At 74.5% G+C, this 22,439-nt stretch carries 21 protein-coding genes and 1 pseudogene; 8 read left to right on the top strand and 14 right to left on the bottom strand.

The window, feature by feature from the left end; translation table 11 throughout:
- Nucleotides 1-38: 38 nt before the first annotated feature.
- Nucleotides 39-698 (bottom strand): annotated as a pseudogene (locus FHS37_RS17870) (phosphotransferase).
- 56 nt (nucleotides 699-754) lie between these two features.
- A complete protein-coding gene (locus tag FHS37_RS17865; RefSeq protein ID WP_184822317.1) occupies nucleotides 755-1,654 on the bottom strand; it encodes an SGNH hydrolase domain-containing protein in 900 nt (299 codons plus the stop codon).
- Nucleotides 1,655-1,940: 286 nt separating this feature from the next.
- Here FHS37_RS17865 and FHS37_RS17860 point away from each other — a divergent pair, with 286 nt between their 5' ends.
- Nucleotides 1,941-2,735: a VOC family protein gene (locus FHS37_RS17860; RefSeq protein ID WP_184822315.1), complete on the top strand. Its 795-nt coding sequence runs from the start codon at nucleotides 1,941-1,943 to the stop codon at nucleotides 2,733-2,735.
- A 42-nt stretch (nucleotides 2,736-2,777) separates the two neighbouring features.
- Complete coding sequence (locus FHS37_RS17855) at nucleotides 2,778-3,488, top strand: ribonuclease H family protein (RefSeq protein WP_184822313.1); 711 nt, start codon at nucleotides 2,778-2,780, stop codon at nucleotides 3,486-3,488.
- Between the two features lie 13 nt (nucleotides 3,489-3,501).
- On the opposite strand, the gene melC2 is transcribed toward FHS37_RS17855, so the two are convergent.
- The gene (melC2, locus tag FHS37_RS17850) at nucleotides 3,502-4,323 is read right to left on the bottom strand and encodes a tyrosinase MelC2 (protein ID WP_184822311.1); all 822 of its coding nucleotides are present in this window, start codon (nucleotides 4,321-4,323) and stop codon (nucleotides 3,502-3,504) included.
- Nucleotides 4,324-4,363: 40 nt separating this feature from the next.
- On the bottom strand, nucleotides 4,364-4,741 hold the full coding sequence (melC1, locus tag FHS37_RS17845; protein WP_184822309.1) for an apotyrosinase chaperone MelC1: 378 nt from the start codon (nucleotides 4,739-4,741) through the stop codon (nucleotides 4,364-4,366).
- Nucleotides 4,742-5,088: 347 nt separating this feature from the next.
- Here melC1 and FHS37_RS17840 point away from each other — a divergent pair, with 347 nt between their 5' ends.
- A complete protein-coding gene (locus tag FHS37_RS17840; protein ID WP_184822307.1) occupies nucleotides 5,089-6,072 on the top strand; it encodes an aldo/keto reductase in 984 nt (327 codons plus the stop codon).
- A gap of 18 nt (nucleotides 6,073-6,090) precedes the next feature.
- Here the strand turns inward: FHS37_RS17840 and FHS37_RS17835 are convergent, their stop codons facing one another.
- Nucleotides 6,091-6,429, bottom strand: coding sequence for a hypothetical protein (locus FHS37_RS17835; RefSeq protein ID WP_184822305.1), 339 nt, complete (start codon nucleotides 6,427-6,429; stop codon nucleotides 6,091-6,093).
- Between the two features lie 163 nt (nucleotides 6,430-6,592).
- On the opposite strand from FHS37_RS17835, the gene FHS37_RS39625 reads away from it, so the two are divergent.
- Complete coding sequence (locus FHS37_RS39625) at nucleotides 6,593-7,090, top strand: DUF6328 family protein (protein WP_184822303.1); 498 nt, start codon at nucleotides 6,593-6,595, stop codon at nucleotides 7,088-7,090.
- Nucleotides 7,091-7,106: 16 nt separating this feature from the next.
- Here FHS37_RS39625 and FHS37_RS17825 read toward each other — a convergent pair whose 3' ends face one another.
- Complete coding sequence (locus FHS37_RS17825) at nucleotides 7,107-7,532, bottom strand: SsgA family sporulation/cell division regulator (RefSeq protein WP_184822301.1); 426 nt, start codon at nucleotides 7,530-7,532, stop codon at nucleotides 7,107-7,109.
- A gap of 86 nt (nucleotides 7,533-7,618) precedes the next feature.
- On the bottom strand, nucleotides 7,619-8,614 hold the full coding sequence (locus FHS37_RS17820) for an LLM class F420-dependent oxidoreductase (RefSeq protein ID WP_184822299.1): 996 nt from the start codon (nucleotides 8,612-8,614) through the stop codon (nucleotides 7,619-7,621).
- Nucleotides 8,615-8,685: 71 nt separating this feature from the next.
- Here FHS37_RS17820 and FHS37_RS17815 point away from each other — a divergent pair, with 71 nt between their 5' ends.
- Nucleotides 8,686-10,191: a serine hydrolase domain-containing protein gene (locus tag FHS37_RS17815; protein ID WP_184822297.1), complete on the top strand. Its 1,506-nt coding sequence runs from the start codon at nucleotides 8,686-8,688 to the stop codon at nucleotides 10,189-10,191.
- Here FHS37_RS17815 and FHS37_RS17810 read toward each other — a convergent pair.
- From FHS37_RS17810 to FHS37_RS17795, 4 genes are all read right to left on the bottom strand, one after another.
- Nucleotides 10,165-11,781 (bottom strand): serine/threonine-protein kinase, encoded by a 1,617-nt coding sequence (locus tag FHS37_RS17810; protein ID WP_184822295.1) that lies wholly within the window; start codon nucleotides 11,779-11,781, stop codon nucleotides 10,165-10,167. The genes FHS37_RS17815 and FHS37_RS17810 overlap by 27 nt on opposite strands.
- 139 nt (nucleotides 11,782-11,920) lie before the next feature.
- Nucleotides 11,921-12,880 carry a threonine/serine dehydratase family protein gene (locus FHS37_RS17805; RefSeq protein WP_184822293.1) on the bottom strand — a complete coding sequence of 320 codons (960 nt, stop codon included), beginning with the start codon at nucleotides 12,878-12,880 and terminating at the stop codon, nucleotides 11,921-11,923.
- Between the two features lie 454 nt (nucleotides 12,881-13,334).
- The gene (locus tag FHS37_RS17800) at nucleotides 13,335-14,012 is read right to left on the bottom strand and encodes an AIM24 family protein (protein ID WP_184822291.1); all 678 of its coding nucleotides are present in this window, start codon (nucleotides 14,010-14,012) and stop codon (nucleotides 13,335-13,337) included.
- 68 nt (nucleotides 14,013-14,080) lie between these two features.
- Complete coding sequence (locus FHS37_RS17795; protein WP_184822289.1) at nucleotides 14,081-15,424, bottom strand: CAP domain-containing protein; 1,344 nt, start codon at nucleotides 15,422-15,424, stop codon at nucleotides 14,081-14,083.
- Between the two features lie 314 nt (nucleotides 15,425-15,738).
- Between FHS37_RS17795 and FHS37_RS17790 the strand changes: the two genes are divergently transcribed.
- Nucleotides 15,739-16,611 carry a universal stress protein gene (locus FHS37_RS17790; RefSeq protein WP_184822287.1) on the top strand — a complete coding sequence of 291 codons (873 nt, stop codon included), beginning with the start codon at nucleotides 15,739-15,741 and terminating at the stop codon, nucleotides 16,609-16,611.
- Between the two features lies 1 nt (nucleotide 16,612).
- Here FHS37_RS17790 and FHS37_RS17785 read toward each other — a convergent pair whose 3' ends face one another.
- Genes FHS37_RS17785 through FHS37_RS17775 form a run of 3 tightly spaced genes read right to left on the bottom strand, consistent with a single transcriptional unit; the run spans nucleotide 16,613 to nucleotide 19,921 of the window.
- The gene (locus tag FHS37_RS17785; protein ID WP_184822285.1) at nucleotides 16,613-17,845 is read right to left on the bottom strand and encodes a DUF4032 domain-containing protein; all 1,233 of its coding nucleotides are present in this window, start codon (nucleotides 17,843-17,845) and stop codon (nucleotides 16,613-16,615) included.
- A 41-nt stretch (nucleotides 17,846-17,886) separates the two neighbouring features.
- Nucleotides 17,887-18,633 carry an MBL fold metallo-hydrolase gene (locus tag FHS37_RS17780; protein ID WP_184822283.1) on the bottom strand — a complete coding sequence of 249 codons (747 nt, stop codon included), beginning with the start codon at nucleotides 18,631-18,633 and terminating at the stop codon, nucleotides 17,887-17,889.
- 49 nt (nucleotides 18,634-18,682) lie between these two features.
- On the bottom strand, nucleotides 18,683-19,921 hold the full coding sequence (locus FHS37_RS17775) for an acyltransferase family protein (protein ID WP_184822281.1): 1,239 nt from the start codon (nucleotides 19,919-19,921) through the stop codon (nucleotides 18,683-18,685).
- A gap of 176 nt (nucleotides 19,922-20,097) precedes the next feature.
- Here FHS37_RS17775 and FHS37_RS17770 point away from each other — a divergent pair, with 176 nt between their 5' ends.
- Together FHS37_RS17770 and FHS37_RS17765 are read left to right on the top strand one after the other, a co-directional pair.
- Complete coding sequence (locus tag FHS37_RS17770) at nucleotides 20,098-20,739, top strand: TetR/AcrR family transcriptional regulator (RefSeq protein ID WP_184822279.1); 642 nt, start codon at nucleotides 20,098-20,100, stop codon at nucleotides 20,737-20,739.
- 16 nt (nucleotides 20,740-20,755) lie between these two features.
- Complete coding sequence (locus tag FHS37_RS17765) at nucleotides 20,756-22,429, top strand: FAD-binding dehydrogenase (RefSeq protein WP_184822277.1); 1,674 nt, start codon at nucleotides 20,756-20,758, stop codon at nucleotides 22,427-22,429.
- The last annotated feature ends 10 nt before the right edge of the window (nucleotides 22,430-22,439 follow it).

Below are 22,439 nucleotides of genomic sequence, written 5' to 3'. Positions count from 1 at the left end.
GCGCGGGGCGGGGCCCGGCGGTGCGCGGGGGCTCCGCCCTATCCGCGTTCGGCCAGGATCTCCTTGACCACATGACGTGCGTCGGCCGCCAGGGGCGGATTGGTGTCCCAGTAGTACGGGAGCCGGACCAGCGAGATCGACAGCGCCCAGCCCCGCCCGCGCCCACCGCCTCCCGGAAGACGCCCCGGACCTCGGCCGGCAGCAGGTTCCAGGCGACGATCAGGTCCACCGCGGGGTCGCCCACCCCCACGCTGCCGAAGCCGATCACCGCGGCCAGCCGTACGCCGCCGGCCAGCACGTTCCCCGGCGACAGGTCACCGGTGCGCGCACACCGGCGCACCGGTGTGCTCCGGCACCCCGAGCGCCTCCTCCCACAGGTCCGCCACCGCGGCGGTGTCGATCCGCCCCGTCAGGTGCGCGATCGCCTCGCGCGTCGGCGCGTCCCGGCTCAACGGCAGGAGCGGGCCGAGCCGGGGCAGCCACCGCTGCTCGTGCGCCACGCCCTCGACGGCACCGGGGTACCGGGGGAGCCGCACCACCGGGTCCGGGCCGAGACGGAACATGGCGTTCTCGGTCCCCGAGGACCGCAGCCGCTCCACCGGCAGCCCGGCCCGCCGGGGGAACCGGCCGGCGACCAGCCGGCCGACCAGCGCGGCGTCGATGTCCACTTCGTCGGGACGCGTCCTCACGGCGCACACGCCGTCCGTCCCGGCGGCGAACGCGTGCCGTGTCGAACGAGTTGATCGTCGCCCGGTCAGTCCTCGCGGACGTGTTCCCCGATCACCCGGGTGATCTCCCGCGCCATGCGCAGGATCCCGGGGGAGCGGACCGGGCAGGGTTTCGGCCTGGACGTCGTGGGCGCCAGACAGAAGTGCAGGTGGTCGTCGTCCCGGTGCAGGGCCGTGCGGTCGCGGCCGGGCTGGGTGCAGTAGTCGGGGCGGGCCCGCTCGTGGGCGTCGCAGGGCAGGTACTGCGTCCAGGTGTACCGGGCCCCCGCCGGACTCACCGCCCGTCCCGCGTCCGCGACGAGGTCGCCGGAGGCGGCGGCCCGCTCCTCGTAGAGCGCGTTGACCCGGCGGACCCGGTCGGGGGTGATCGGGTCGGGGCCCTGCAGCACCCAGACGATCCGGGGCCGCCGGGATCCCCCGGCGGCGGCGATCTGCTCGGTGAGCCGTCGGGCGTCGGCCGCGTACCGCTCCAGGTACTCATCCCGCGAGGCGTCGTAGGTGATCCCGTCCATGCACGGCGTGTAGCCCCAGGAGTTGCCCCAGAACTGCAGCACCACGTAGTCCGGCCGCAGCGAGCGCACCAGTGCCGCCGCCTTGTCCGTGGCCGGCACGAGGGACCGCTCGGCGGACCCCTCCAGGTAGTCGCAGAGGGTGGTGCCCGAGTGGGGCGCGCTCGTGTAGCGGGCGCGCAGTTCCGCGCCGAGGACCTTCTGGTTCTCCATCGCCAGCGAGTCCCCGAGGTACAGCACCGTCGGCGGTTCCCCGGGCGGGGCACTCGGCGGGGCGACGGGCCGCTGGTGCGTGGTGGCCGACGCCTCCGGCGAGGTGAGCGGCGGTGGCCCGGCCTCCGGCCCGGACGACGGGTCCGTGCACGCGCCGAGCAGCACGACGGCCAGCAGCACTCCCACGACCCACGGCTTGCGCATACGGCGACTCCCGCCCCGGCCTGCGAAACGGCTCCCCAGGCAAGCACAACCGGGTCCCGGGGGGAAGACGTGCTTCAGGACGGATCGCGTCCCCCGTCGTGCCGTCCCCCCGTCCCCGTCCCTCCGTCGTGCCGTCGTGTCGTCGTGCCGTCGTGCCGTCGTGCCGTCGCGCCGTCGCGCCGGATTCCGGTCCGGCCCGTGCGGTGCCGCCCGGCGGGCGGGCGGGGACGGAGGTGGCTAGCGTGGGAGGACGGACCGACCACCCGTTCCGGAGGGGGCCGTCGTCATGGCCGTACCGCCCGAGGGGACCCCTTGCTGGGCCGACGCGACGTTCAGCGACGTCGAGGGGGCCGAGCGCTTCTACTCGGACGTCCTCGGCTGGACCTTCAGCGAGGCGTCTACGGAGTTCGGCGACTACACCGAGGCCTACGCCGGCGGGAAGGCGGTGGCCGCCCTGGTGCCGCCCATGCCCGGTCAGGAGGGCCCGTCGCAGTGGTGCCTGTACTTCGCGGTCGAGGACGCCGCCGCCACCGCCGTCCGGATCCGGGACGGCGGCGGCGAACTGCTGATGGAGCCGATGGGGATCGGCGACTTCGGCACGATGTGCCTGGCGCGCGACCCCGGCGGGGTCGTCTTCGGGCTCTGGCAGGCCGGTACCCACGAGGGCTTCGGGGCGACGGCCGTGCCGGGCGCCTACTGCTGGGCGGAGATCCTCACCCGGGAGCCCGAGAAGTCCGACGCCTTCTTCCCCGCCGTCTTCCCCTACCGGTCGAAGCGGCTGGAGGGCGAGACGGACTTCCGGGTCTACGACCTCGGCGAGCGCAGCGTGCTCGGCCGGATGCGGATGACGGACGACTTCCCGCCCGAGGCGCCCCCGTACATCAACGTCTACTTCGCCGTCGCGGACTGCGACGAGGCCGTGACCAGGGCCACCGAGCGGGGCGGCGTCCTGCGGTCCGGGCCGGTGGACACCCCCTTCGGGCGGTTCGCGGCGATCGGCGACCCGCAGGGCGCGGACTTCTCGGTGATCGACATCACGACCACGGTGGGCGAGGCACCGGGGACGACCGGGGCGACCTGACGGGGCGCCCCGGCCGGGCCGGGCACACCGTCCGGCCATGGCATGATCGGGCGCATGCGTGAACGTGTTGTGGCCGCGTGCGACGGGGCTTGCAAGGGAAACCCCGGGCCCGCCGGCTGGGCCTGGGTGGTGGCCGACGCCTCCGAGACCCCGGTCCGCTGGGAGGCGGGGGCACTCGGCAGAGCCACCAACAACGTCGCCGAACTCACCGCGCTGGAGCGGCTGCTGGCGGCGACCGACCCGGCCGTGCCGCTCGAGGTCCGGATGGACTCGCAGTACGCCATGAAGGCCGTCACCACCTGGCTGCCCGGCTGGAAGCGCAACGGCTGGCGCACGGCGGCCGGCAAACCGGTCGCCAACCAGGAGCTCGTCGTCCGCATCGACGCGCTCCTGCAGGACCGCTCGGTGGAGTTCCGCTACGTCCCCGCCCACCAGGTCGACGGCGACCGGCTCAACGACTTCGCCGACCGCGCCGCCAGCCAGGCGGCCACCCTCCAGCAGGACGCCGGCAGCGAGCTGGGCTCGCCCGAGCCGCCGCCGTCCCCGGACGCCCCGCCGGCCGGCGCCGCCGGGCGCAGGTCCGGCGCGGCCAAGGCGCCCAGGCCGCGCGGCGGCGGCGCGTCGTCCCGCACGATCAAGGCGAAGTTCCCCGGCCGCTGCCTGTGCGGCCGCTCCTACGCCGCCGGTGAACCCATCGCCAAGAACGACAAGGGCTGGGGCCACCCCGGGTGCCGGACCGCCGCGAGCGCCTGACCGGGCCGGTCGGTCAGGCGTCGAAGGCGTAGTGCGGGGTGTGGTCCAGCAGGTCCGCCGGGGTCGTGTCGTGCCACGGCCGCATGGTCTCGTTCAGGTCGACGACGTCCGGCGTGCCGGCGGTCGGCAGATAGCCGGAACCGGGGTGGCGGCGCTGCCACTCGGCCCACAGCTTGTCGATGTAGGCGTGGTGCAGCCAGAACACCGGGTCGTTGGGGGACACCCCGGTGGCCATGTGCCCGCCGACCCACACGTGGACCCGGTTGTGCAGATCGACCCCGCGCCAGCCCTCGAGGTGGTTGCGGAAGCCGTCCGAGCCGCTGTTCCAGGGCGGCATGTCGTACGTGTCCATCGACAGCACGGACTCGACCTCCGCCCGTGTCGGCAGGGTGCGCCCGCCGGCGCCGAGCGCGCGCCTGAGGTAGGCACGGCCGTCCACCCGCACGGTGACCGGCCAGTTGCCGGTGGAGGCGGCGAACGGTCCGTCCATCACCCGGCCGTCCCGGCTGCGGCCGCTGCCGCCGAGGAAGTCGGGCGCCCACAGCGAGGAGCGCACCGAGCCGTCGGTGCTCCAGTCCCAGTACGGCAGGGCCACCGACGCGTCCACCGACTGCAGCGCCCGCTCGAACTCCAGGAGGAATCTGCGGTGCCAGGGCAGGAAGGACGGCGAGCGGTGCCCCGTCCGCCCGCCGTGGTCGGTGTCGGACACGATGAAGGCGTTGTGGGTGGTGACGAACGCGTCGTAACGGCCGCTGCGCTTGAGCTCCAGCAGCGCGGCGACGAAGCGGCGCTTCTCCTCGGCGGTCAGGCTCGCCTGGTTCTTGCGGACGGTCATGTGCGGGGTGCTCCCGGTGTCTGCGGCGGTGGTCGGTCGGTCAGCGGGTGGGGAAGGGCAGGAGCGGGGCGCCCTGCAGCTCGTCCACCGCGGCGCGGGCTGCGGCGCGCGGGGTGGGGACCGGCTCGTAGTGGCTGACGACGCTGATCCAGCTGCCGTCGGCGTTGCGCATCACGTGCAGTTCCACGCCGTCGACGAACACGGCGTACCCGGGCCCGTGGTGGTGACCACCGGCGGTGACCGGCCGGCCCTGTATCCGGCGGCCCCGGTAGACCTCGTCGAAGCCGGCGGGGGAGTCGTGGCGGTGCCCGGCGCCCTCGGCGGCCCGCGCGGACGGGACGAGGGCCGGCTGGACCCCCGCGGCGGCGGTGAGGGCGGCCGCCGCGGTGAGCGCGCGGCGACGGCTGAGTTCCGGCATGTGGATCTCCTGGGGGTCGGTTCCGGATCAGGACCCCGCATGCCTATCGCCCGTGCCGGTGGCGGGGGAAATGCCCCTGGGGCGGTTGGCCGCGATCCGGGCGATCTCCGTCATGCCGTACAGACTTGAACGAAGATGATCTTGTCGCTCGTGGGGGACGTGTGACGACGGAAGGGGAAAATCCGCTCCCGTCGGGACGCCTCGCCGGGTGATCCTCCGCGAGGGACGCGCGACGCGTGGCCCGTGTCACGCCGCGAGATTGGCGCGATCCCGCGGGACGCGTGCCCGGGGCCCACCACCGGACAGGTGCCTCTGCCGCTCGCCGTGAGGGATGACAGACTGACGCCATGGACGAGCGCACATTCGACAGGTCGGGTCAGCACGCCTCCGTGATCGGTCTCGGCACATGGCAACTCGGGGCGGACTGGGGTGACGTCGACGACAAGGAGGCCCTCGCGGTGCTGGAGGCCGCCGCCGAGTCGGGAGTCACCTTCTTCGACACCGCCGACGTGTACGGCGACGGGCGCAGCGAGCAGACCATCGCGTCGTTCCTGAGCGGGCGGCCCGATCTGCACGTGCTGGTCGCCACCAAGATGGGCCGCCGGGTCGACCAGATCCCCGAGAACTACGTCCTGGACAACTTCCGCGCCTGGAACGACCGATCGCGGCGCAACCTCGGCGTCGACCGCGTCGACCTGGTGCAGCTGCACTGCCCGCCCACCCCCGTCTACTCCACCGACGAGGTCTTCGACGCCCTCGACACGCTGGTGGAGGAGGGGCGGATCGCCGCCTACGGGGTCAGCGTGGAGACCTGCGCCGAGGCGCTGACCGCGATCGCCCGCCCCAACGTGGCGAGCGTGCAGATCATCCTCAACCCGTTCCGCATGAAGCCGCTGCGCGAGGTGCTCCCGGCCGCCCGCGAGGCCGGCGTCGGCATCATCGCCCGGGTTCCGCTCGCCTCCGGCCTGCTGTCCGGCAAGTACACCAGGGACACCGTCTTCCCCGAGAACGACCACCGCACCTTCAACCGGCACGGCGAGTCCTTCGACCAGGGCGAGACCTTCTCCGGCGTCGACTACGCGACCGGCGTCGAGGCCGCGGCGGAGTTCGCCGCGCTCGCCCCCGAGGGGTACACACCGGCCCAGCTGGCACTGCGCTGGATCGCCCAGCAGCCCGGCGTCACCACCGTCATCCCCGGTGCCCGTTCGCCCGAGCAGGCCCGCGCCAACGCCGCCGCCGCACGGCTGCCGGAGCTGTCCGACGCGACGCTCACGGCGATCCGCGACCTCTACGAGCGGAGGATCAAGGACCAGGTCGAATCCCGCTGGTGAGGCGGGTCCGGTAGGGGATCACGGCTCCAGGAGCAGTTGCCTCTCCTGCTCCTGGTCGCCGGAGGCGGCGCCCTCGTCGCGTGCCGTGAAGGCCCGCGTGAGCGTGTCGCTCGCCCGCCGCACCGCCTCCGGGGTGCCCTGCACGGTGACGGTCACCGGCGCCGACAGCCGGCCGGCGTCCGCGCGGGGGGCCTTCTCCCGCCCCCCTCCGGTGAACGTCGCCACGCGGACCGTCGCCCTCTCGTCGGAGGGCGACTGGTCCGGCGCCCCGAACGTCCCCTCCAGGGCCCGGACGACCGCGCGTGCGTCGTCGGCGTCCCCGCCGCTGAGCGTCACGGTGAGCTGGGTATCGGACATGCGTGCCACGACCTCCTGGCCTCGGTGTCATCGCCTCGGCGGCATCGCGGTCCGTGTAACCGTGCACCGCGCCCCCAAACCGCGGTCCGACCGAGGGGAACGGCGGCAGAAGGGGAACTCTCGGCAGGAGAGGGCCGACGTCGTTCACCCAGGGAGGTGCACCGTGCCGGACGCGGAGCAGGGCCAGGACAGGCGCAGGGGGCGGAACGAGACCGAGGACGAGAGAGCGGACCGGATGTGGCAGGAACTCATCCAGGAGGTCCGCGTCGCCCAGATGGGCGTGCAGATCCTCTTCGGCTTCCTGCTGACCGTCGTGTTCACCCCGAAGTACGCGGGCCTGTCCGACACCGACCAGACGATCTACATCGTCACCGTCGTCCTGGGCGCGTGCGCCACCGGCGCGCTCATCGGCCCGGTGTCGCTGCACCGCCTCGTCTCCGGACGGCGCATCAAGCCGCAGGCGGTGCAGTGGGCCTCCCGGCTGACCCTGCTCGGTCTGTTGCTGCTGCTCGCCACCACCAGCGCCTCGCTGCTGCTGATCCTGCGCGTGGCGACCGACGACGACTTCGTCCCGTACCTGGTCGCCGGAGTGGTGGGGTGGTACCTGCTGTGCTGGTTCGGCCTGCCGATGTGGGCCCGGCACCGTCACACCACACGCTGAGCCGCACGCCCGCGGCTCAGCTCCCCGCGAGCACGTCCGCGAGGAAGTCGTCGACGCGGACCTCCTCGCGCCCCGGCGGGACCAGCCGGTGGGTCTCGTGCAGGAAGTCGCCGATCGTCTCGGCCCAGGCGAACACCACCGCGTGGTGCCTCCCGCCGTCGGCATGGGCCTCACCGAGGAACTCCATCCGAAGCTCCCGCCCCACGCCCCGGGACTCCGGGCGCAGCCGTACGTCCCCGGTCCCCACCGGGCGGGTGAGACCGTCGGCGACCATCTCACGGTCCAGCTGCCAGCGCGCGAGGACCCGGCCGTCGTGGCTGAAGACCATGGTGACGGCGAACGGGTCGGAGGGGTCGTAACTCAGGTGGACGAGCACGGGAAAGCGACCCGCGTCGCCCGCCTGGAGCTCCACCACCAGGGTCTTGTGCACGAACGAGTTCACGAGAGGGCCTCCGGGACGTACCGACGTAGAGCCCTCTAGTACCCCGCGCCCGCGTAAGATGCTCAGCTCTCCGGGTGAATCCTGAGTCACTCCCCGCCCGGACCCGCGGGCCGGCCGAAGGCGTCCCGCAGCGCCGGCAGCAGCGTCTTCTCCGACCAGTCCAGGAACTGCGGCTGCGACTCGCCGCCGATCTGCACCAGGGCGACCTCGGTGAAACCGGCCTCCACGTAGGGGCGGACGGCCTCGACGAAGTGCTCCGGGTCGCTGCCGCACGGGATCGACCCGGCGACGTCGTCCGGCCGGACGAACTGGGTCGCGAGGTCGAAGGAGTCCGGGTGCGGCAACTCGGAGTTGACCTTCCAGCCGTTGCCGAACCAGCGGAACTGGGCGTGGGCGCGCTCGACGGCCGCGTCCCGGTCGGGGTCGTAGCACACCGGCAGCTGTCCCACCCGCGGCTTGCCCTCCCCGCCGTGCCGGTCGAAGGCGTCGAGCAGTTCCGCCTTCGGTTCCGTGGCGATCACCAGGTCGGCGAGCCGGCCCGCGAGGGCGCAGGACCGCTTCCCGGAGACCGCGACGCCGATCGGCGGCGGCTGGTCCGGCAGGTCCCACAACCGGGCCGACTCGACGTCGAAGTGGGTGCCGTGACGGGTGACGTGACCGCCCTCGAAGAGGGCACGGATGATCTCCACCGCCTCCTCGAGCATCTCGTGCCGCACGTCCACGGCCGGCCAGCCGCCGCCCACCACGTGCTCGTTGAGGTTCTCGCCCGAGCCGAGCCCCAGCCGGAACCGGCCCTCGGACAGCAACTGCATCGTCGCCGCCTTCTGCGCCACCACCGCCGGGTGGTAACGGAACGTCGGGCACGTCACGTACGTCATCAGCGGGATCCGCGAGGTGGCCTGGGCCGCGGCGCCCAGCACGCTCCACGCGTACGGCGAGTGGCCCTGCGAGCGCAGCCAGGGGAAGTAGTGGTCCGAGGTCACCGAGAAGTCGAAGCCCGCCTCCTCGGCCCGCACCACGTGGCCGACCAGCTCCCGGGGCCCGGCCTGCTCGGTCATCATCGTGTATCCGATTCGCACCATGGTGCCCGGGTCCCCGGCCGCGGAACGGGAAAACGGTGGATCGCCCGACGGCGGCCGGGCAGGATGCCCCCATGAGTGCCCGCCCGCTCCCCGCCTCCGCCCCGGCCGCCCAGGGCGTCGACGCGTCCGGCGTCCACGCCTTCCTCGACGCCCTCGAAGCCGCCCCGGACATCGAGCCGCACAGCCTGATGATCCTGCGCCACGGCCACCTCGTGGCCTCCGGCTGGTGGGCGCCGTACACCGCCTCACGCCCGCATCTGCTCTACTCGCTCAGCAAGAGCTTCACGGCCACCGCGGCCGCCCTCGCCGAGGCCGAGGGGCTGATCGACTTCGACGCCCCGGTGCTGTCGTACTTCCCGGAGTTCGAGGCCGACATCACCCACCCGCACAGCCGGGCGACACGGGTGCGGCACGTCGCGTCCATGGCCAGCGGCCACGGGCGCGAGACCGTCGACGAGGCGTACGGCACCGACCCCGCCGAACCCGTGCGCGGATTCCTGCTGCTGCCCCCGGACCGCGCTCCGGGCACGGTCTTCGCCTACAACCAGCCCAACACCTACACGCTCGGCGCGATCGTGCAGCGGGTCACCGGACAGTCCCTCACCGCCTACCTGCGGCCGCGGCTGCTGGACCCGCTGGGCGTCGGCGAGGCGCTGTGGCTGCGGGACGGCACCGGCCGCGAGCTCGGCTTCAGCGGACTGCACGCCGCCACCGACGCCGTCGCCCGGCTCGGCCTGCTGTACCTGAACGACGGGGTCTGGCAGGGCGAGCGGCTGCTGCCCGAGGGCTGGGTCGCCCGCGCCTCGCGCCCGCACGTACCGACCGCCGGGGCGATGGGGGAGCAGGACCGGCAGGACTGGGACCGGGGCTACGGCTACCAGTTCTGGATGTCCCGGCACGGGTACCGCGGCGACGGGGCGTACGGGCAGTTCTGCCTGATCCTGCCCGAGCACGACGCGGTGGTCGCCGCCACGTCGGCGACCGGGCGGATGCAGGACTACCTGAACCTGGTCTGGCGGCACCTCCTGCCCGCTTTCCGCCCCGCTCCCCTCTCCGGCCGGGAGGCCGCGGACACCGCTCTGCGCGAGCGCCTCGAACGGCTCGCCCTGCCGCCGGCCGGGGGGAGCCCGGCACCGCCGGAGCGGGCGCGGGACTGGTCCGCCGCCGTGTTCGCCCCGTACGGCGGCGCCTGCGCCGACCAGCCGACCCTGACCGCGGCCGAGGTCACGGCGGACGCCGACGGCGGCTGGACGCTGTGGCTCACCGACGGCGGCCACCGGCTCGGGACACGGCTCGGCGGGCCGGGATGGACGACCGCCGAGGAACCGCTGCCCACCGCCGTGAGCGGTGGCTGGGCCGAGGACGGCACCCTCGCCGTGGACGTGGTGTTCCTGGAGACCCCGCACCGCCTGACGGTCAGGTGCTCCCTCGCGGACCGGACCTTCACGGCCCGCTGGCACACCCGCCCGCTGCACGGGGCGCCCCTGCGCACGCTGCGCTCCCCCAGGCCCTCGGCCCCGCCCGAACAGGGGGGAACCCCCTCGGGTGCCTCAGTCCCCTCGGTCCGAGGAGCCTGAGGCCGGGCGGAAGGTCCGCAGGAAGGTCCGCAGCGCCTCCCGGCTCGCGGACTCCTCCCAGTCGGCGGCCGGTGTCGTCCAGCGCAGCGAGAAGCCGCGCCCGCCGCCGAGGAGGAACCCGCGGCCGAAGGTGCGCACCCGGTCGCCGCCGGCCCCGGCGTACCACTCCATGTCGGCGGCTTCGCGTCCCTGGTACGTCGTCGCGCGGATCGCGCCGATCCGCTCGTAGCCGCCGGACCGTTCCAGGGGCGGCTCCACGTCGTCCCGCCACACGGCCACGGCGTCGGACCCCACGCGCTCGCTGTAGGTGACGGCGAGCGTGCGCGGATCCCCGTCCGCGCCGAAGGTGACGCGGTAGGCCAGGTCGGCGGCGCGTGAGGTGTCCCGCCGCTCCCAGCCCTCGGGCAGCGCGACGGAGAAGCCCTCCGGCGCGCGGTAGGTCCGGTAGCCGGACGGGAGGTCCGCCGTGCCCGAGGGCGACGGGGCGGGCGTGGGCGCGGCGGGCGGCCGGGAGGTCCCCCGGCCGTCGGGCGCCCGCGGTCCGCCCGGCGCGGACGCCGAGGCCGGCGGGGCCGTCGGCGCGTCGGCGGCGGAGTCGGTGCCGGGCAGCCCCCGCGTCGCGGCGAGCACGGCCACCGCCACGGTGACGACGGCCAGGGTGGTGCCGAGGACCATGGTCCGTCTGCTCCACTCCCGGCCGACGTGCCGCACGTACCGCAGGGCGGCGGTGTGTCCGCCGCGCAGCCGGGGGCTCGGCACCGCCCCCGGGGCGGCCCCGGGGTCCTCGTCGAGCACGCGGGTGAGCACCTCGCGGACCACCTGCCGGGTCAGCCGCTCCCGCGCGTCCTTGCGCAGCAGCCCCTGGACGACCCGGGTGAGCGGACCGGCCCGCACCGGTGTGCGCAGCGGCAGCCGGTCCACCCCCTTCAACGTGGACTCGGGCCGGCCCCGGTCACGGAACGGCGGACGGCCCTCGAGCATCGTGTAGAGGATCGCGCCCAGCGCCCACAGGTCCGCCGCCGGGCCGCTCCGCTCGCCGCGGGCCTGCTCCGGGGCGGCGTACGACGGTGCCGTGAGCCGGGGCACCGACGTCGAGCCGGCCAGCCCGTACCCGGTGACGACCACGGGACCGCTCTCCCGCACGAACACCTGGGCGGGGCTGAGCTCCCCGTGCGTGATGCCCCCGGCGTGCGCGGCGTCCAGCACGTCGAGCAGCTCCAGCGCGATGCGGGCGGTCCGCACGTGGTTGAGGGTGCCCTGCTCGGCGAGGACCTCGCCGAGCGGTGTGCCGTCGATCCAGGCGGTGACCGTCCACAGCGAGCCGTCCTCGCCGACGGCGTCGACGACGGTGGCGATCCGTCCGGGACACAGCCGTGACACGCTCTCGGTCGTCCGCAGGACGCGGGAGGGGACGCGCCGCGCGGTGCCGTCCGGATCCTCCGGCAGCACGGTCTGCGTCACCAGGCACGGGCGGCCGGTCTGCAGGTCGTCGGCGTACCAGCAGACGCTGTTGGTCTCGCGATGGGTGATCTCGACCAGCCGGTACCGTCCGCCGACCGGCCGGTGTGTGGAGACGTGCGCCCTGCCCATGGCCATCCCTCTTCGAAACCGCGGGTTCCCCCTTGCCCAGAGGTACGGGGGAACGGACGGGGTCCGTTCAAGAGGAGGCAGGGGAATTGTCGGTAACCGGCGGTAATAAGGAAGGGCGCGTCCGCACGGGCCGGGACGCTCAGCGCAGCCCGAAGCGGTCCGTCCAGGCGATCATGTCCCCGGGGGTGACGTTGCCCCCGCACACCACCAGCCCGAGCCGGGCCCCCTCACCGACCCGCTCCAGCACCCGCCGCGCGGCGGGCAGCAGACAGCCGGCGGCCGGCTCCGCCCACACCTTGGCGTGGTCCGCGAGCTCGAGCGACCCGCGCACCGCCTCCCGGTCCGGCACCACCAGCACCTCGGTGACCAGCCGGGAGACATGCTCGTACGTCAGCCGCGACGCGGCCGGGGCACTGAGCGTGGAGACGATCGACGACAGCGCGACCGGCACCGGGCCGCCCGCCGCCAGTGCCCCGGACATCGCCTGCGCGCCCTCGGTCTCCACGCCCCAGACCCGCACCCCGGGCCGCAGCGCCCGCAGCGCCGCCGCCACGCCGGCGATCAGCCCGCCGCCCCCGATGCTCACCAGCACGTCGGTGAGGTCGCCGGCGTCCGCGGCGACCTCCAGTCCCACGGTGCCCTGTCCGGCGATCACCACGGGATCGTCGAAGGGGTGGACGAGGGTCAGCCCCTCCTGCCGGAGCCGCGTCGTCAGCGCGAACGCGCCGTCCATGTCGTCGGTCAGCCGCACCGACGCGCCGGCGGACTCCGCGACCTCCACGGCCCGGGCGGGAGCCGAGCGCGGCATCACCACCGTGGCCTTCACATCGAGGGCACGGGCCATGACCGCGAGGGCGATCCCGTGGTTGCCGCCGCTCACCGCCACGACCCCGGCGGCCCGCTCGGCCTCGCTCAGCGACAGCAGCTTCGCCGTCGCGCCCCGCGCCTTGAACGAGCCGGTGCGCTGCAGCAGTTCCAGTTTCGCGGTGACCGGGACGCCGAGCAGCGCCGACAGCCCGGGGCTCTCCACGGTCGGGGTCCGCACCACGTGTCCGGCGATCCGCCCGGCCGCGGCCTCGATGTCGGCGATGCCGATCACGCTCGTCACCTCTCCGGCACGGGGACGTGATCCGCGCCGTGATGCACCCTCACCCGGGAGGGCGGCCGAGGTCAACACCGTTCGCCGGGCCGTCGCGGGACCGGCCGGTCACAGGTCCGGCCGGACCGGGAAGCCGGGCGGCGACCACGGGCCGGCGGCCGCCGCTCCGGGATCCGCGCCCGGCTCCCCGGAGCGCGGTGGGGGACGCGGAACCCCCGGAGTCCGCCGTGCGGCCACCGGCGTCCGCCGCGCGACCGGCACCGGGGAGGGCCTCCCGCTCGCGCGGATCGCCGTGCACGGGATCGCCCGCACCCGGCCGCGCGGTGCCGGCGGCCGGCACATCGGCCGGCACGCCGGTCGGGCAGGAGGTCGGCCGGGCGCGGCCGGACCACCCGTGAGGCGCGGGCCACCGCGGGCACCGCTCGAGCGAAGCCGGGGACCGGGTGACGGACCGTCAGTGCTGCTGCGTCTTCTGCGGTGTCGCCTCGCTGGGCCGCACGACGACGTGCCCCTCGCCCTGCAGCATCAGCTGCACGGCCTCCCCCGACCCGCCGCGCAGCATCGAGCCGAGCGACTGCGAACGGTGCAGCGAGGTCGCCAGCCCCGCGGTCCAGCCGACGACCGCGTCGGTGTCCACGTACACCGGATACTGCGACGAGACCGGGATGACCAGCGGATTGCCCTCACAGACCAGTCCCAGCCGGCCGTGCCCGGTGAAGACGCTGTTGAACAGGCCGCCACCGGTGACGCCGGCACCCTTCACGGTGGCGATGCGGTACGACAGCGTGGAGTCGAAGCACAGCACGTTGCGGCCGTTGACGGTGAACTCGTCGCCGGGGTCGACCTCGACGATGAAGCAGTTCTGCGCCTCGTGCGCGAACCAGGCCTCGCCCTGCCCGCGCACCGCCATCAGCGGCAGGCCCTCGCCGGTCACCGCGCGCTTGAGCATGCCGCCCACGCCCTGGCCCTTGCGCTCGAACTGGAGACTGCCGCGGTAGGCGACCATCGCGCCCTGCCGGGCGAGCATCTCACCGTTCACCGCGTACCTGAGGCACTTGGCGTTCTCGACCGTCATGCCCGGAGCCGTGGCCGGCTGCACCATGTGCTGACTGGAAAACAGGTCACCCTTCATGGGGGCATCCTCGCTCGGAGTCCGTCCCTCCGCCACCGTCGCGGAAGGACCGCGCCCGTGAGGCGCCGTCAGGCACCGAAGAGCTGGGTCCAGTAGGTGCCCGCCCGGCCGCCGCCCGCGAAGCCGACGCCGATGTGGGTGAAGTCCGGCTTGAGGATGTTGGCGCGGTGACCCGGGCTGTTCATCCACCCCCGGACGACCTCGGCGGCCGAACGCTGGCCGCAGGCTATGTTCTCGCCGATCGTCCGCCGCGCGGAGCCCGCCGCCGCGGCCCGGTCCCAGGGCTTGCCGCCGTCGGGCGCGGTGTGGGAGTAGAAGTCGCGGGCCACCATGTCGGCGCTGTGCGCCTGCGCGGCCGCCGTCAGCAGGGGATCGCGGGACAGGGGCGGCAGTCCGGCGCGCGTGCGCTCCCGGTTGGTGAGGTCGACGACCTCGGCGGCCGTCCGGTCCAGGCCGTCCGGGGTGAGCGGACTGGCCCACAGCGCCGTCCAGTAGACGTCACCGGACCCGCCGCCGTGGGCGGACCCCAGGGCGGCGTGGGTGAAGGCCGGGTCGCACACGGTGCGCCGGGCCGCCTCGTGGCGCAGGCAGTGGTCGACGAGTCCGGCGACGGCGCGGGGGCCGGAGACCAGGTGCTCGCCGACGGTGAGGTACGCGTACCCGGCGGCGACGACCCGCTGGTGGACGGAGACACCGTCCACGCCCTCGACGCCGAGGCGTCCCGCCCCCGCCATCACGCCGGCGTGTTCCCGCGCCGCGTCGGCCAGCCGCGGGTCGTGGGCGACCGGGGGAGAACCGGCGGCGGCGCGGGCCGCGTTCACCAGGTCGAGGAAACCGTCCCGGGCGGGCGGCGCGGCGACCGGGGACGGTGCGGCCGCCGGGCGTGGCGGGGAGAGGGGACGGCGGGGAATCGTCCCCGTCCCGGTGGCCCCGTCCTCCTCCACGTCCACGCCGAAGTCCCGGGCGAGGCCGGCCAGTCCGTCGGCGTAGCCCTGGCCCAGGGCACGCAGCTTCCAGCCCTCACCGCGCCGGTAGATCTCCGCGAGGAGCAGGACGGTCTCCTGCCGGGGGCGGGGCGGGGAGAACCGGGCGAGCGGACGCCCGCCGGAGTCGGTGACCCGGAGCACGGGGGAGGGCAGGCCGCTCAGCGGTGCGCCGGGCTCGGCGGGGCTGACGGCCACCGTGACCCGGGTGGCGCCGGGACGCAGCGCTCGCGGGTCGACGGTCAGCGCGTCACCGCTCAGGCGGGCTCCCGGGGCGGACGGCTGGTTGTAGAACACGAAGTCGCCGTCGTCCCGGACCCGGCCGCCGTCGTCCGTGATCAGCGCGGACACGTCGAAGGGCCCGGGCACCCGGACCGTCACGGCACCGCCCGGAAGGGCCAGGTTCCCGCCGGGGACCAACTCGCTCATCGCACCGCCCTGCTGTCGCCGTACCGGACCGGTGGGGGGTCTCTGGACAACGACCGGCCGGTAACGGCGGTTCCCCGGACGTCGGCGAGCGGCGGACCTCCCCGGTCCGACGGCCCTCCGGAGCCGGTCCGGAGGGAGAGCTCTTCCGCGTGCGCATCCGCGGAAGAGCTCGAGCGCGGCCTCAGGAGACGGCCCTCCGGCCTCGCCCGCCCGGCCGTCGGCGCCGCCCACCGTCGGCTGCCCCTGCAGGAGTCATGACGGCGGCGTGGGGAAGACTGGACCGCGCGCAGTGCACACGACACCGGGAGGACGGCATGACGCGCCCGATCACCGCAGGGATCGACGGAACCGAGGAGAGCCTCGCCGCGCTGGCCTGGGCGGAACGGGAGGCGGTGCGCCGCGGGCTGCCGCTGAGGGTGGTGCACGCCTGGCGGTTCCAGACGCACGACGGGGTGGACACGGGGGACGCCGCCACGCAGGAGGGGTGGGTGCGCGAGTCGGTCGGCGAGGCGGCCCGCGCCGTCACCGAACGGCATCCGGACCTGGCCGTGACGACGGACGTCCTCGAGGGCGACGCCGTCGAGACCCTGGCCGGTGCCGCGGCGGACGCCGAGATGCTGGTGCTCGGCTCGCGCGGACACGGGCGGATCATGGGCTTCCTGGTCGGCTCGGTCGGCCAGCAGGTGATCGTCGAGGCCCGGCGGCCGGTGGTGTTCGTCCGGGCCGGGGACCGGCCGTCGAACGAGGTCGCCGGGCACGAGATCGTCGTCGGCCAGCACGGCGACCCGGAGGACAGCGCCGCCGCGCTCGGCTTCGCCTTCGAGACCGCCGCCAGGCGCGGGGCCACGGTCCGTGCCGTCCGCGCCTGGACCCTGCCGCCGATGTTCGCCTACAGCACCGCCTCGCTCCAGCTCCTCGACGAGGCCGGAGGGCTGGAACCGTACGAGCAGAAGGCCCTCGCGGCGGCGCTCGCGCCGTGGCGGGAGCGCTACCCGGACGTGCACGTGGTCGAGCACGTGGAGATGGGCAGCGCCGGCCAGGTGCTGCTGTCGGTGGCCGGCACGGCCCAGCTGATGGTCGTCGGCCGCCGCGACCGGCGCACGGCCGTCGGCGCCCGGATCGGCTCGGTGGCCCACGGGGTGCTGCACCACGCGGACTGCCCGGTGGCCGTGGTGCCGCAGGTCTGACTCACTCCTCCGTCGGCTGCAGCGTCTCCCGGGCCTTCGGCAGGATGTTCCTGATGTAGTCCTCGACCGCCGTGTCCAGACCGATGTCGTGCTGGGCCCGCTCGGAGAGGTACCAGCGGTGCTCCAGCAGCTCGTGGTAGATCTCCGCCGGGTCCATCGCGCCGCGCAGCTCCGGCGGGACGGCACGCACGGTGGGGCGGAACACCTCCCGCACCCAGCGGTGGGCGAGGACCTCGGGGCGGGCGCCCAGGACGTCGCCCGGGGCGTAGTCGTCCTGGGTGGCCATCCAGCTCTCCAGGTCGTTCAGCAGCCGCCGGGCCTGGTTCTCCTCGGCGTCGAGCCCGGTCAGGCGCAGCAGCTGGCGCTGGTGGTGCCCGGCGTCGACGACCTTGGGCACGAAGGTGACCGTGTCGCCGTTGGAGGCGTGCTCGATCTGCATCTCGGCCACGTCGAAACCGAGGTCGTTCAGGCGGCGGATGCGGCGCTCGATGTAGTGGTACTTGCCCGCCGGGTAGACCGAGGTGCGGGTCAGTTCCTCCCACAGGCCCTGGTAGCGGGAGCAGATCTCGGTGCCGAAGTCGACCGGGTCGACCGACGGGTGCAGCGCCCCGGAGGCCTCCAGGTCCAGCAGCTCGCCGCTGATGTTGACGCGGGCCAGTTCGAGGTCGTACTGGCGCTGGCCGGTGCTCAGCTGCGGGTGCAGGTCGCCGGTCTCGGCGTCCACGAGGTAGGCGGCGTAGGCGCCCGCGTCCCGCCGGAACAGCGTGTTGGACAGCGAGCAGTCCCCCCAGGCGAACCCGGCCAGGTGCAGCCGCACCAGGAGCACGGCGAGGGCGTCCATCAGGCGGTGCATGGTCGCCGGCCGCAGCGTCGTCTCGAACATCGACCGGTACGGCATCGAACCGCCGAGGTGCCGGGTGACCAGGACGCTCTCCAGCGGCTCCCCGGCGCGGTCGGTGCGGCCGGTGACCACGGCGAGCGGGTCCACCGCGGGGATGCCGATCCGGTCCAGGTCGCGCAGCAGTTCGTACTCGCGCAGCGCGGGCCGCTGGGCGAGCTCCTTGACCGCGATCACCTCGTCGCCGGCGCGGGCGTAGCGCACCACGTGCCGGGAGATGCCGCGCGGCAGCGGCACCAGGTACTCCTCCGGCCACTCCTCCAGGGGCAGGTGCCACGGCAGCGCCAGCAGGAGCGCGGGGTGCTCCGGGTTGGTCGCGTTGATCTGCAGGGCCATGCCTCGGGTGTCCTCGTCTCGCGGGTGATCGTCACCTCACTCTATTGCGCCCGCCCGCGGGCCAGGCGGGCCGCGTCCCGGACGGGTCCCCGGTGCACCGGTCCGTGCCCGGGCAGCAGCAGGTCGCCGTCCAGTTCCGCCAGGGCGTCCAGCGAGGCCACGGCGGCGGCGCGCTCGTGGTGGAACATGTCCGGCAGCAGTTGCGGTCCCCTGGTCCGCGAGGTGGGGTGACCGCTCACCAGGGCGTCGCCCGACACCACCACCCCGGCGTGCGGGAGGTGGAAGGCGCAGTGCCCGTCGGTGTGGCCGGGTGTGGGCACGGGGACGGGCCGGCCGGGCAGGTCGAGCGCACCCGGTCGCGGGAACGGCTCGGGCGCGGCGACCGCCGTGTCGGCCGTCCCGCCGGAGCGCAGGGCGCGCAGCGCCCAGGGCAGCACACCCGGGCGCCAGCCGTTCAGCAGAACCCGTCCGACGGTCACCTGGTGGAGGAAGTCCCGCCGTGCGTGCGGGACCTCGGCCTCGTGGGCGTACACGGGCGCGCCGTACGCGGCCCGCAGGTGTTCGGCGGAGCCCAGGTGGTCGTTGTGGGCGTGGGTGATCAGCACGGCGGCCACCGCCTCCGGGGAACTCCCCACCTGCGCCAGCGAGTCGAGGAGCCGCCCGCGGTCGCCGGGGTAGCCGGTGTCGATCAGCGTGACGGCGTCCCCCTCCGTGAGGATCACCCAGTTGGTGTGGGTGCCGTGCACCAGGTAGGTGCCGTCCGCCACGTGCCGCACATCCGCCCGCATGGTCGTCCCGCGCTCTCGTCGTCCCGGTCTCCGGCACCAGGAAAGCAGGTCAGGAGGGCGGCGGAAGCGGTGGGTCCGGCTTCGACGGCTCCCGGGCGGCCGGGGGCCGGGGCCCGGGCCGCATCCCGAACAGGAAGCGCGTCACCGGGCTCCTGCGCACCCCGTACTCGTACACCAGGAGGATCACCGCCAGCGAGGCGGCCACGATCACCGCGTACTTGACGGCCATCGGGGCCGGCCACCCGACCACCCCGTACGCGAAGGCGACCACCACCGGCTGGTGCAGGACGTACAACGGCAGTGCGGCGAGCGCCAGGTACCGCAGGACCGCGGTCCCGCCGCCCCGCTCCGGGCGTGTCCGCGGGCGCGCCGGCCGGTCCAGCAGGCCGAGGATCGCGACCACCCAGCACCACCCGGCCGCCCCGAACAGCGCCCGGGTGCCCAGCGCCGAGGGGGTCCGGGCCGTGAACGGGTCGTCCCCCGCGACGAATCCGGGCGCGGTCCCGGCGAACAGCACCAGTCCGAGCACACCGACCGGAACGGCCGCGCGGCGCGTCGCCTCCCGGACCCGGCCGTCGTCGGCGAGGGCGAAACCGTGGAGGAGGAACAGCAGGTACGCCCAGCGGTTCCAGCCCGCGAAGCCCTCCTCCATGCCCAGCAGCGCGTTGACCGCGGCGAGCGGCAGCGCGGGCAGCAGGAGCAGCGCCGGGCGGCGTCGCAGCACGGGGGCGACGCGTTCGGCGGCGGTCGCGAGCCGGGCGGCGACCGGTGCGAGCAGCAGGCAGAAGGCGAGCAGCAGCACGACGAACCACAGGTGCCCGGTCTCGAAGTGGTCCCCCTCCAGGACGAAGGGGAAGTCGGCGAGGTCCGGACGGACGGTCAGGAAGCGCGGCCAGAAACGTCCGTACGGCTCGTCGTACCCGGGATCGGCGGCGCGCAGCCGCAGCCACTGGGGGAGCGGGCACAGCACGAGCGTCGCGAAGACCAGGGGGACGCCCAGGCGCAGCACGCGTTCCCGGGCGAACCCCCCGGCCCCGCGGCGGCGGATCGAGTGCCGGGCGCCGAGGCCGGCGACCAGGAACAGCACGGGCATCGCCCACACCACGCCGAACCCGGCGAGGACGGTGACCGCGTCCGTGGTCCGCGGGTTCTTGACGTAGAAGTCGTCGTCGGGGGAGAACACCAGGGCGGAGTGGAAGAACACCAGGCCGAGGACGACGAGGGCGCGCAGCGCGTCCAGCTCCCCGCGCCGGCCGGTGCCCGCCGGCCGCTCCGCGTCCGTGCCCATCGCCCCTCCCCGTCCGGCGGTGCGGCCCAGTGTGGGGGAGCGGGACGGAGGAGGACAGGCTTCCGGAGCGTGCGCCGGGCCGGGCGGCGAGGTCCCGCCGTTCCGGGGCCTTTCGATACACCGGTGCATCGGATACGTTCCCGTATCGAACGCGGGGACGGGGAGCGGGGGCGGACATGGCGGTGGACGGCGCGACCGGACGCGTGACCGGACGCCGTGCCCGCACGCGCGCGAACCTCCTGGAAGCGGCGTTCTCCGTGTTCGCGGCCAAGGGCTTCGGACACGTCTCGATCGAGGAGGTCTGCGAGGCCGCCGGCTACACCCGGGGCGCCTTCTACTCCAACTTCGCCGGCCTGGACGAGCTGTTCTTCGCCCTGTACGCGGAGCGTGCCGAACTGATCGCGGAGCAGGTCTCCGGCGCCCTCGCCCAGGACGGACCCGACCTCGACGTGCCCGCCGCCGTGGACCGGGTCACCGAGGCGCTGCTGCTCGACCGGGACTGGCTGCTGGTGAAGACGGACTTCCTGGTGCACGCCGCCCGCGACCCGGAGGTGGCCCGCGCACTGCTGGAGCACCGGGCGCGGCTGCGGCGGGCCGTCGCGGACCGGCTGGCCCGGGCCCGCGGCCACACCGAACTGCCCGCCGTCCTGGGCGACGCGGACGGCGCCGCGCACGCCGTGGTCGCCGCGTACGACGGCGTCACCACCCAACTGCTGCTGGACCGGGACGTGGAGCACGCCCGCGCCTGGCTGAAACAACTGCTGACCGCGCTGCTCACCGACGGCAGCGCCGAGCCGGCCCCACGCGGGCGCGGATGAGGAAGGGACGGTCGCCATGGACGCCGACGTCATCGTCGTCGGAGCGGGCCTCGCGGGCCTGGCCGCGGCCCACGAACTGACCGGGAAGGGCCGCAGGGTGGCCCTGGTCGACCAGGAGAACGCCGCCAACCTCGGCGGCCAGGCCTTCTGGTCCTTCGGCGGGCTGTTCCTCGTCGGCTCCCCGGAACAGCGGCGCCTGGGCATCAAGGACTCCTTCGAGCTGGCCTGGAGCGACTGGCAGGGCAGCGCGGGCTTCGACCGGCCGGACGACGAGGACAGCTGGGGGATGCGCTGGGCGCGCGCCTACGTCGAGTGGGCGGCGGGGGAGAAGCGGTCCTGGCTGGACGGGCACGGCATCAGGTTCCTGCCCACCGTGGGCTGGGCCGAGCGCGGCGACCTCCGCGCGGACGGGCACGGCAACACGGTGCCCCGCTTCCACATCGCCTGGGGCACCGGGACCGGTGTCGTCGAACCCTTCGTCCGGTACGCCCGGCAGGCCGCGCGCGACGGACTGCTCACCTTCCACCACCGCCACCGGGTCGACGAACTGGTCCTCGAGGGCGGCACCGCGCGCGGGGTGCGCGGCACCGTGCTGGCCGAGGACGACGCACCGCGCGGTGTCGCCTCCAACCGCGAGGCGGTCGGCGAGTTCGAGCTCACCGCCCAGGCCGTGATCGTCACCAGCGGCGGCATCGGCGCCGACCACGACCTCGTCCGCCGGCACTGGCCAGAGCGGCTCGGCACCCCGCCGCGCGAGATGGTCACGGGCGTCCCGGCCTACGTCGACGGGCGGATGCTCGACATCAGCGCCCGCGCGGGCGCGCGGCTGGTCAACCGGGACCGCATGTGGCACTACACCGAGGGCCTGCGCAACTGGGACCCGATATGGCCGGGCCACGGCATCCGCATCCTGCCGGGACCGTCCTCGATGTGGTTCGACGCCCTCGGCCGCCGTCTGCCCGAGCCCTGCCTGCCCGGCTACGACACCCTCGGCACGCTGAGGCACCTGCGCACCACCGAGGACATCGCCGGGTACGACCACTCCTGGTTCGTCCTCACCCAGAGGATCATCGAGAAGGAGTTCGCGCTCTCGGGCTCCGAGCAGAACCCCGACATCACCGCCAAGGACCGGGCCGGGTTCCTGCGCGAACGGGTCCTGGGCAAGGGCGCCCCCGGACCGGTGGACGCGTTCCTGCGCAACGGCGCGGACTTCGTGACCGCCCCCACCCTGGAGCAGCTGGTCGAGAAGATGAACGCGCTCACCGACGAGCCCCTGCTCGACGCGGCCGGCCTCCGGCGCCAGATCGAGGCCCGGGACCTCCAGATGGGCAACGCGTACAGCAAGGACGCCCAGGTGCAGGGCATCCGCAACGCCCGCCGCTACCTCGGCGACCGCCTCGGCCGCGTCGCCGTGCCGCACCGTCTCCTCGACCCGGCGGCCGGCCCGCTGATCGGGGTCAAGCTGCACATCCTCACCCGCAAGACCCTCGGCGGCATTCAGACCGACCTCGACTCCCGCGCGCTCGGCGCCGACGGCCGGCCGGTCGAGGGGCTGTACGCGGCCGGCGAGGTCGCCGGTTTCGGCGGCGGCGGCGTCCACGGCTACAACGCCCTCGAGGGCACCTTCCTCGGCGGCTGCCTCTTCTCGGGCCGCGCGGCGGGGCGGGCGGCGGCCGCGCAGACGGCGTAGGACACGCGGT

The sequence above is a fragment of the Streptomyces griseomycini genome (assembly GCF_014203535.1).
Taxonomy (GTDB): domain Bacteria; phylum Actinomycetota; class Actinomycetes; order Streptomycetales; family Streptomycetaceae; genus Streptomyces; species Streptomyces griseomycini.
This window is presented reverse-complemented; position numbering and strand designations above follow the sequence as displayed.

Coding starts and splice junctions, on each gene's coding strand:
- melC1 (WP_184822309.1), bottom strand. CDS start 4,741: ATGCCGGAACTCAGCCGTCGCCGCGCGCTCACCGCGGCGGCCGCCCTC.
- FHS37_RS17840 (WP_184822307.1), top strand. CDS start 5,089: ATGGACGAGCGCACATTCGACAGGTCGGGTCAGCACGCCTCCGTGATC.
- FHS37_RS17815 (WP_184822297.1), top strand. CDS start 8,686: ATGAGTGCCCGCCCGCTCCCCGCCTCCGCCCCGGCCGCCCAGGGCGTC.
- FHS37_RS17820 (WP_184822299.1), bottom strand. CDS start 8,614: ATGGTGCGAATCGGATACACGATGATGACCGAGCAGGCCGGGCCCCGG.
- FHS37_RS17800 (WP_184822291.1), bottom strand. CDS start 14,012: ATGAAGGGTGACCTGTTTTCCAGTCAGCACATGGTGCAGCCGGCCACG.
- FHS37_RS17765 (WP_184822277.1), top strand. CDS start 20,756: ATGGACGCCGACGTCATCGTCGTCGGAGCGGGCCTCGCGGGCCTGGCC.
- melC2 (WP_184822311.1), bottom strand. CDS start 4,323: ATGACCGTCCGCAAGAACCAGGCGAGCCTGACCGCCGAGGAGAAGCGC.
- FHS37_RS17785 (WP_184822285.1), bottom strand. CDS start 17,845: ATGGCCCTGCAGATCAACGCGACCAACCCGGAGCACCCCGCGCTCCTG.
- FHS37_RS17795 (WP_184822289.1), bottom strand. CDS start 15,424: ATGAGCGAGTTGGTCCCCGGCGGGAACCTGGCCCTTCCGGGCGGTGCC.
- FHS37_RS17770 (WP_184822279.1), top strand. CDS start 20,098: ATGGCGGTGGACGGCGCGACCGGACGCGTGACCGGACGCCGTGCCCGC.
- FHS37_RS17790 (WP_184822287.1), top strand. CDS start 15,739: ATGACGCGCCCGATCACCGCAGGGATCGACGGAACCGAGGAGAGCCTC.
- FHS37_RS17810 (WP_184822295.1), bottom strand. CDS start 11,781: ATGGGCAGGGCGCACGTCTCCACACACCGGCCGGTCGGCGGACGGTAC.
- FHS37_RS17865 (WP_184822317.1), bottom strand. CDS start 1,654: ATGCGCAAGCCGTGGGTCGTGGGAGTGCTGCTGGCCGTCGTGCTGCTC.
- FHS37_RS17780 (WP_184822283.1), bottom strand. CDS start 18,633: ATGCGGGCGGATGTGCGGCACGTGGCGGACGGCACCTACCTGGTGCAC.
- FHS37_RS17855 (WP_184822313.1), top strand. CDS start 2,778: ATGATCGGGCGCATGCGTGAACGTGTTGTGGCCGCGTGCGACGGGGCT.
- FHS37_RS17860 (WP_184822315.1), top strand. CDS start 1,941: ATGGCCGTACCGCCCGAGGGGACCCCTTGCTGGGCCGACGCGACGTTC.
- FHS37_RS17835 (WP_184822305.1), bottom strand. CDS start 6,429: ATGTCCGATACCCAGCTCACCGTGACGCTCAGCGGCGGGGACGCCGAC.
- FHS37_RS17775 (WP_184822281.1), bottom strand. CDS start 19,921: ATGGGCACGGACGCGGAGCGGCCGGCGGGCACCGGCCGGCGCGGGGAG.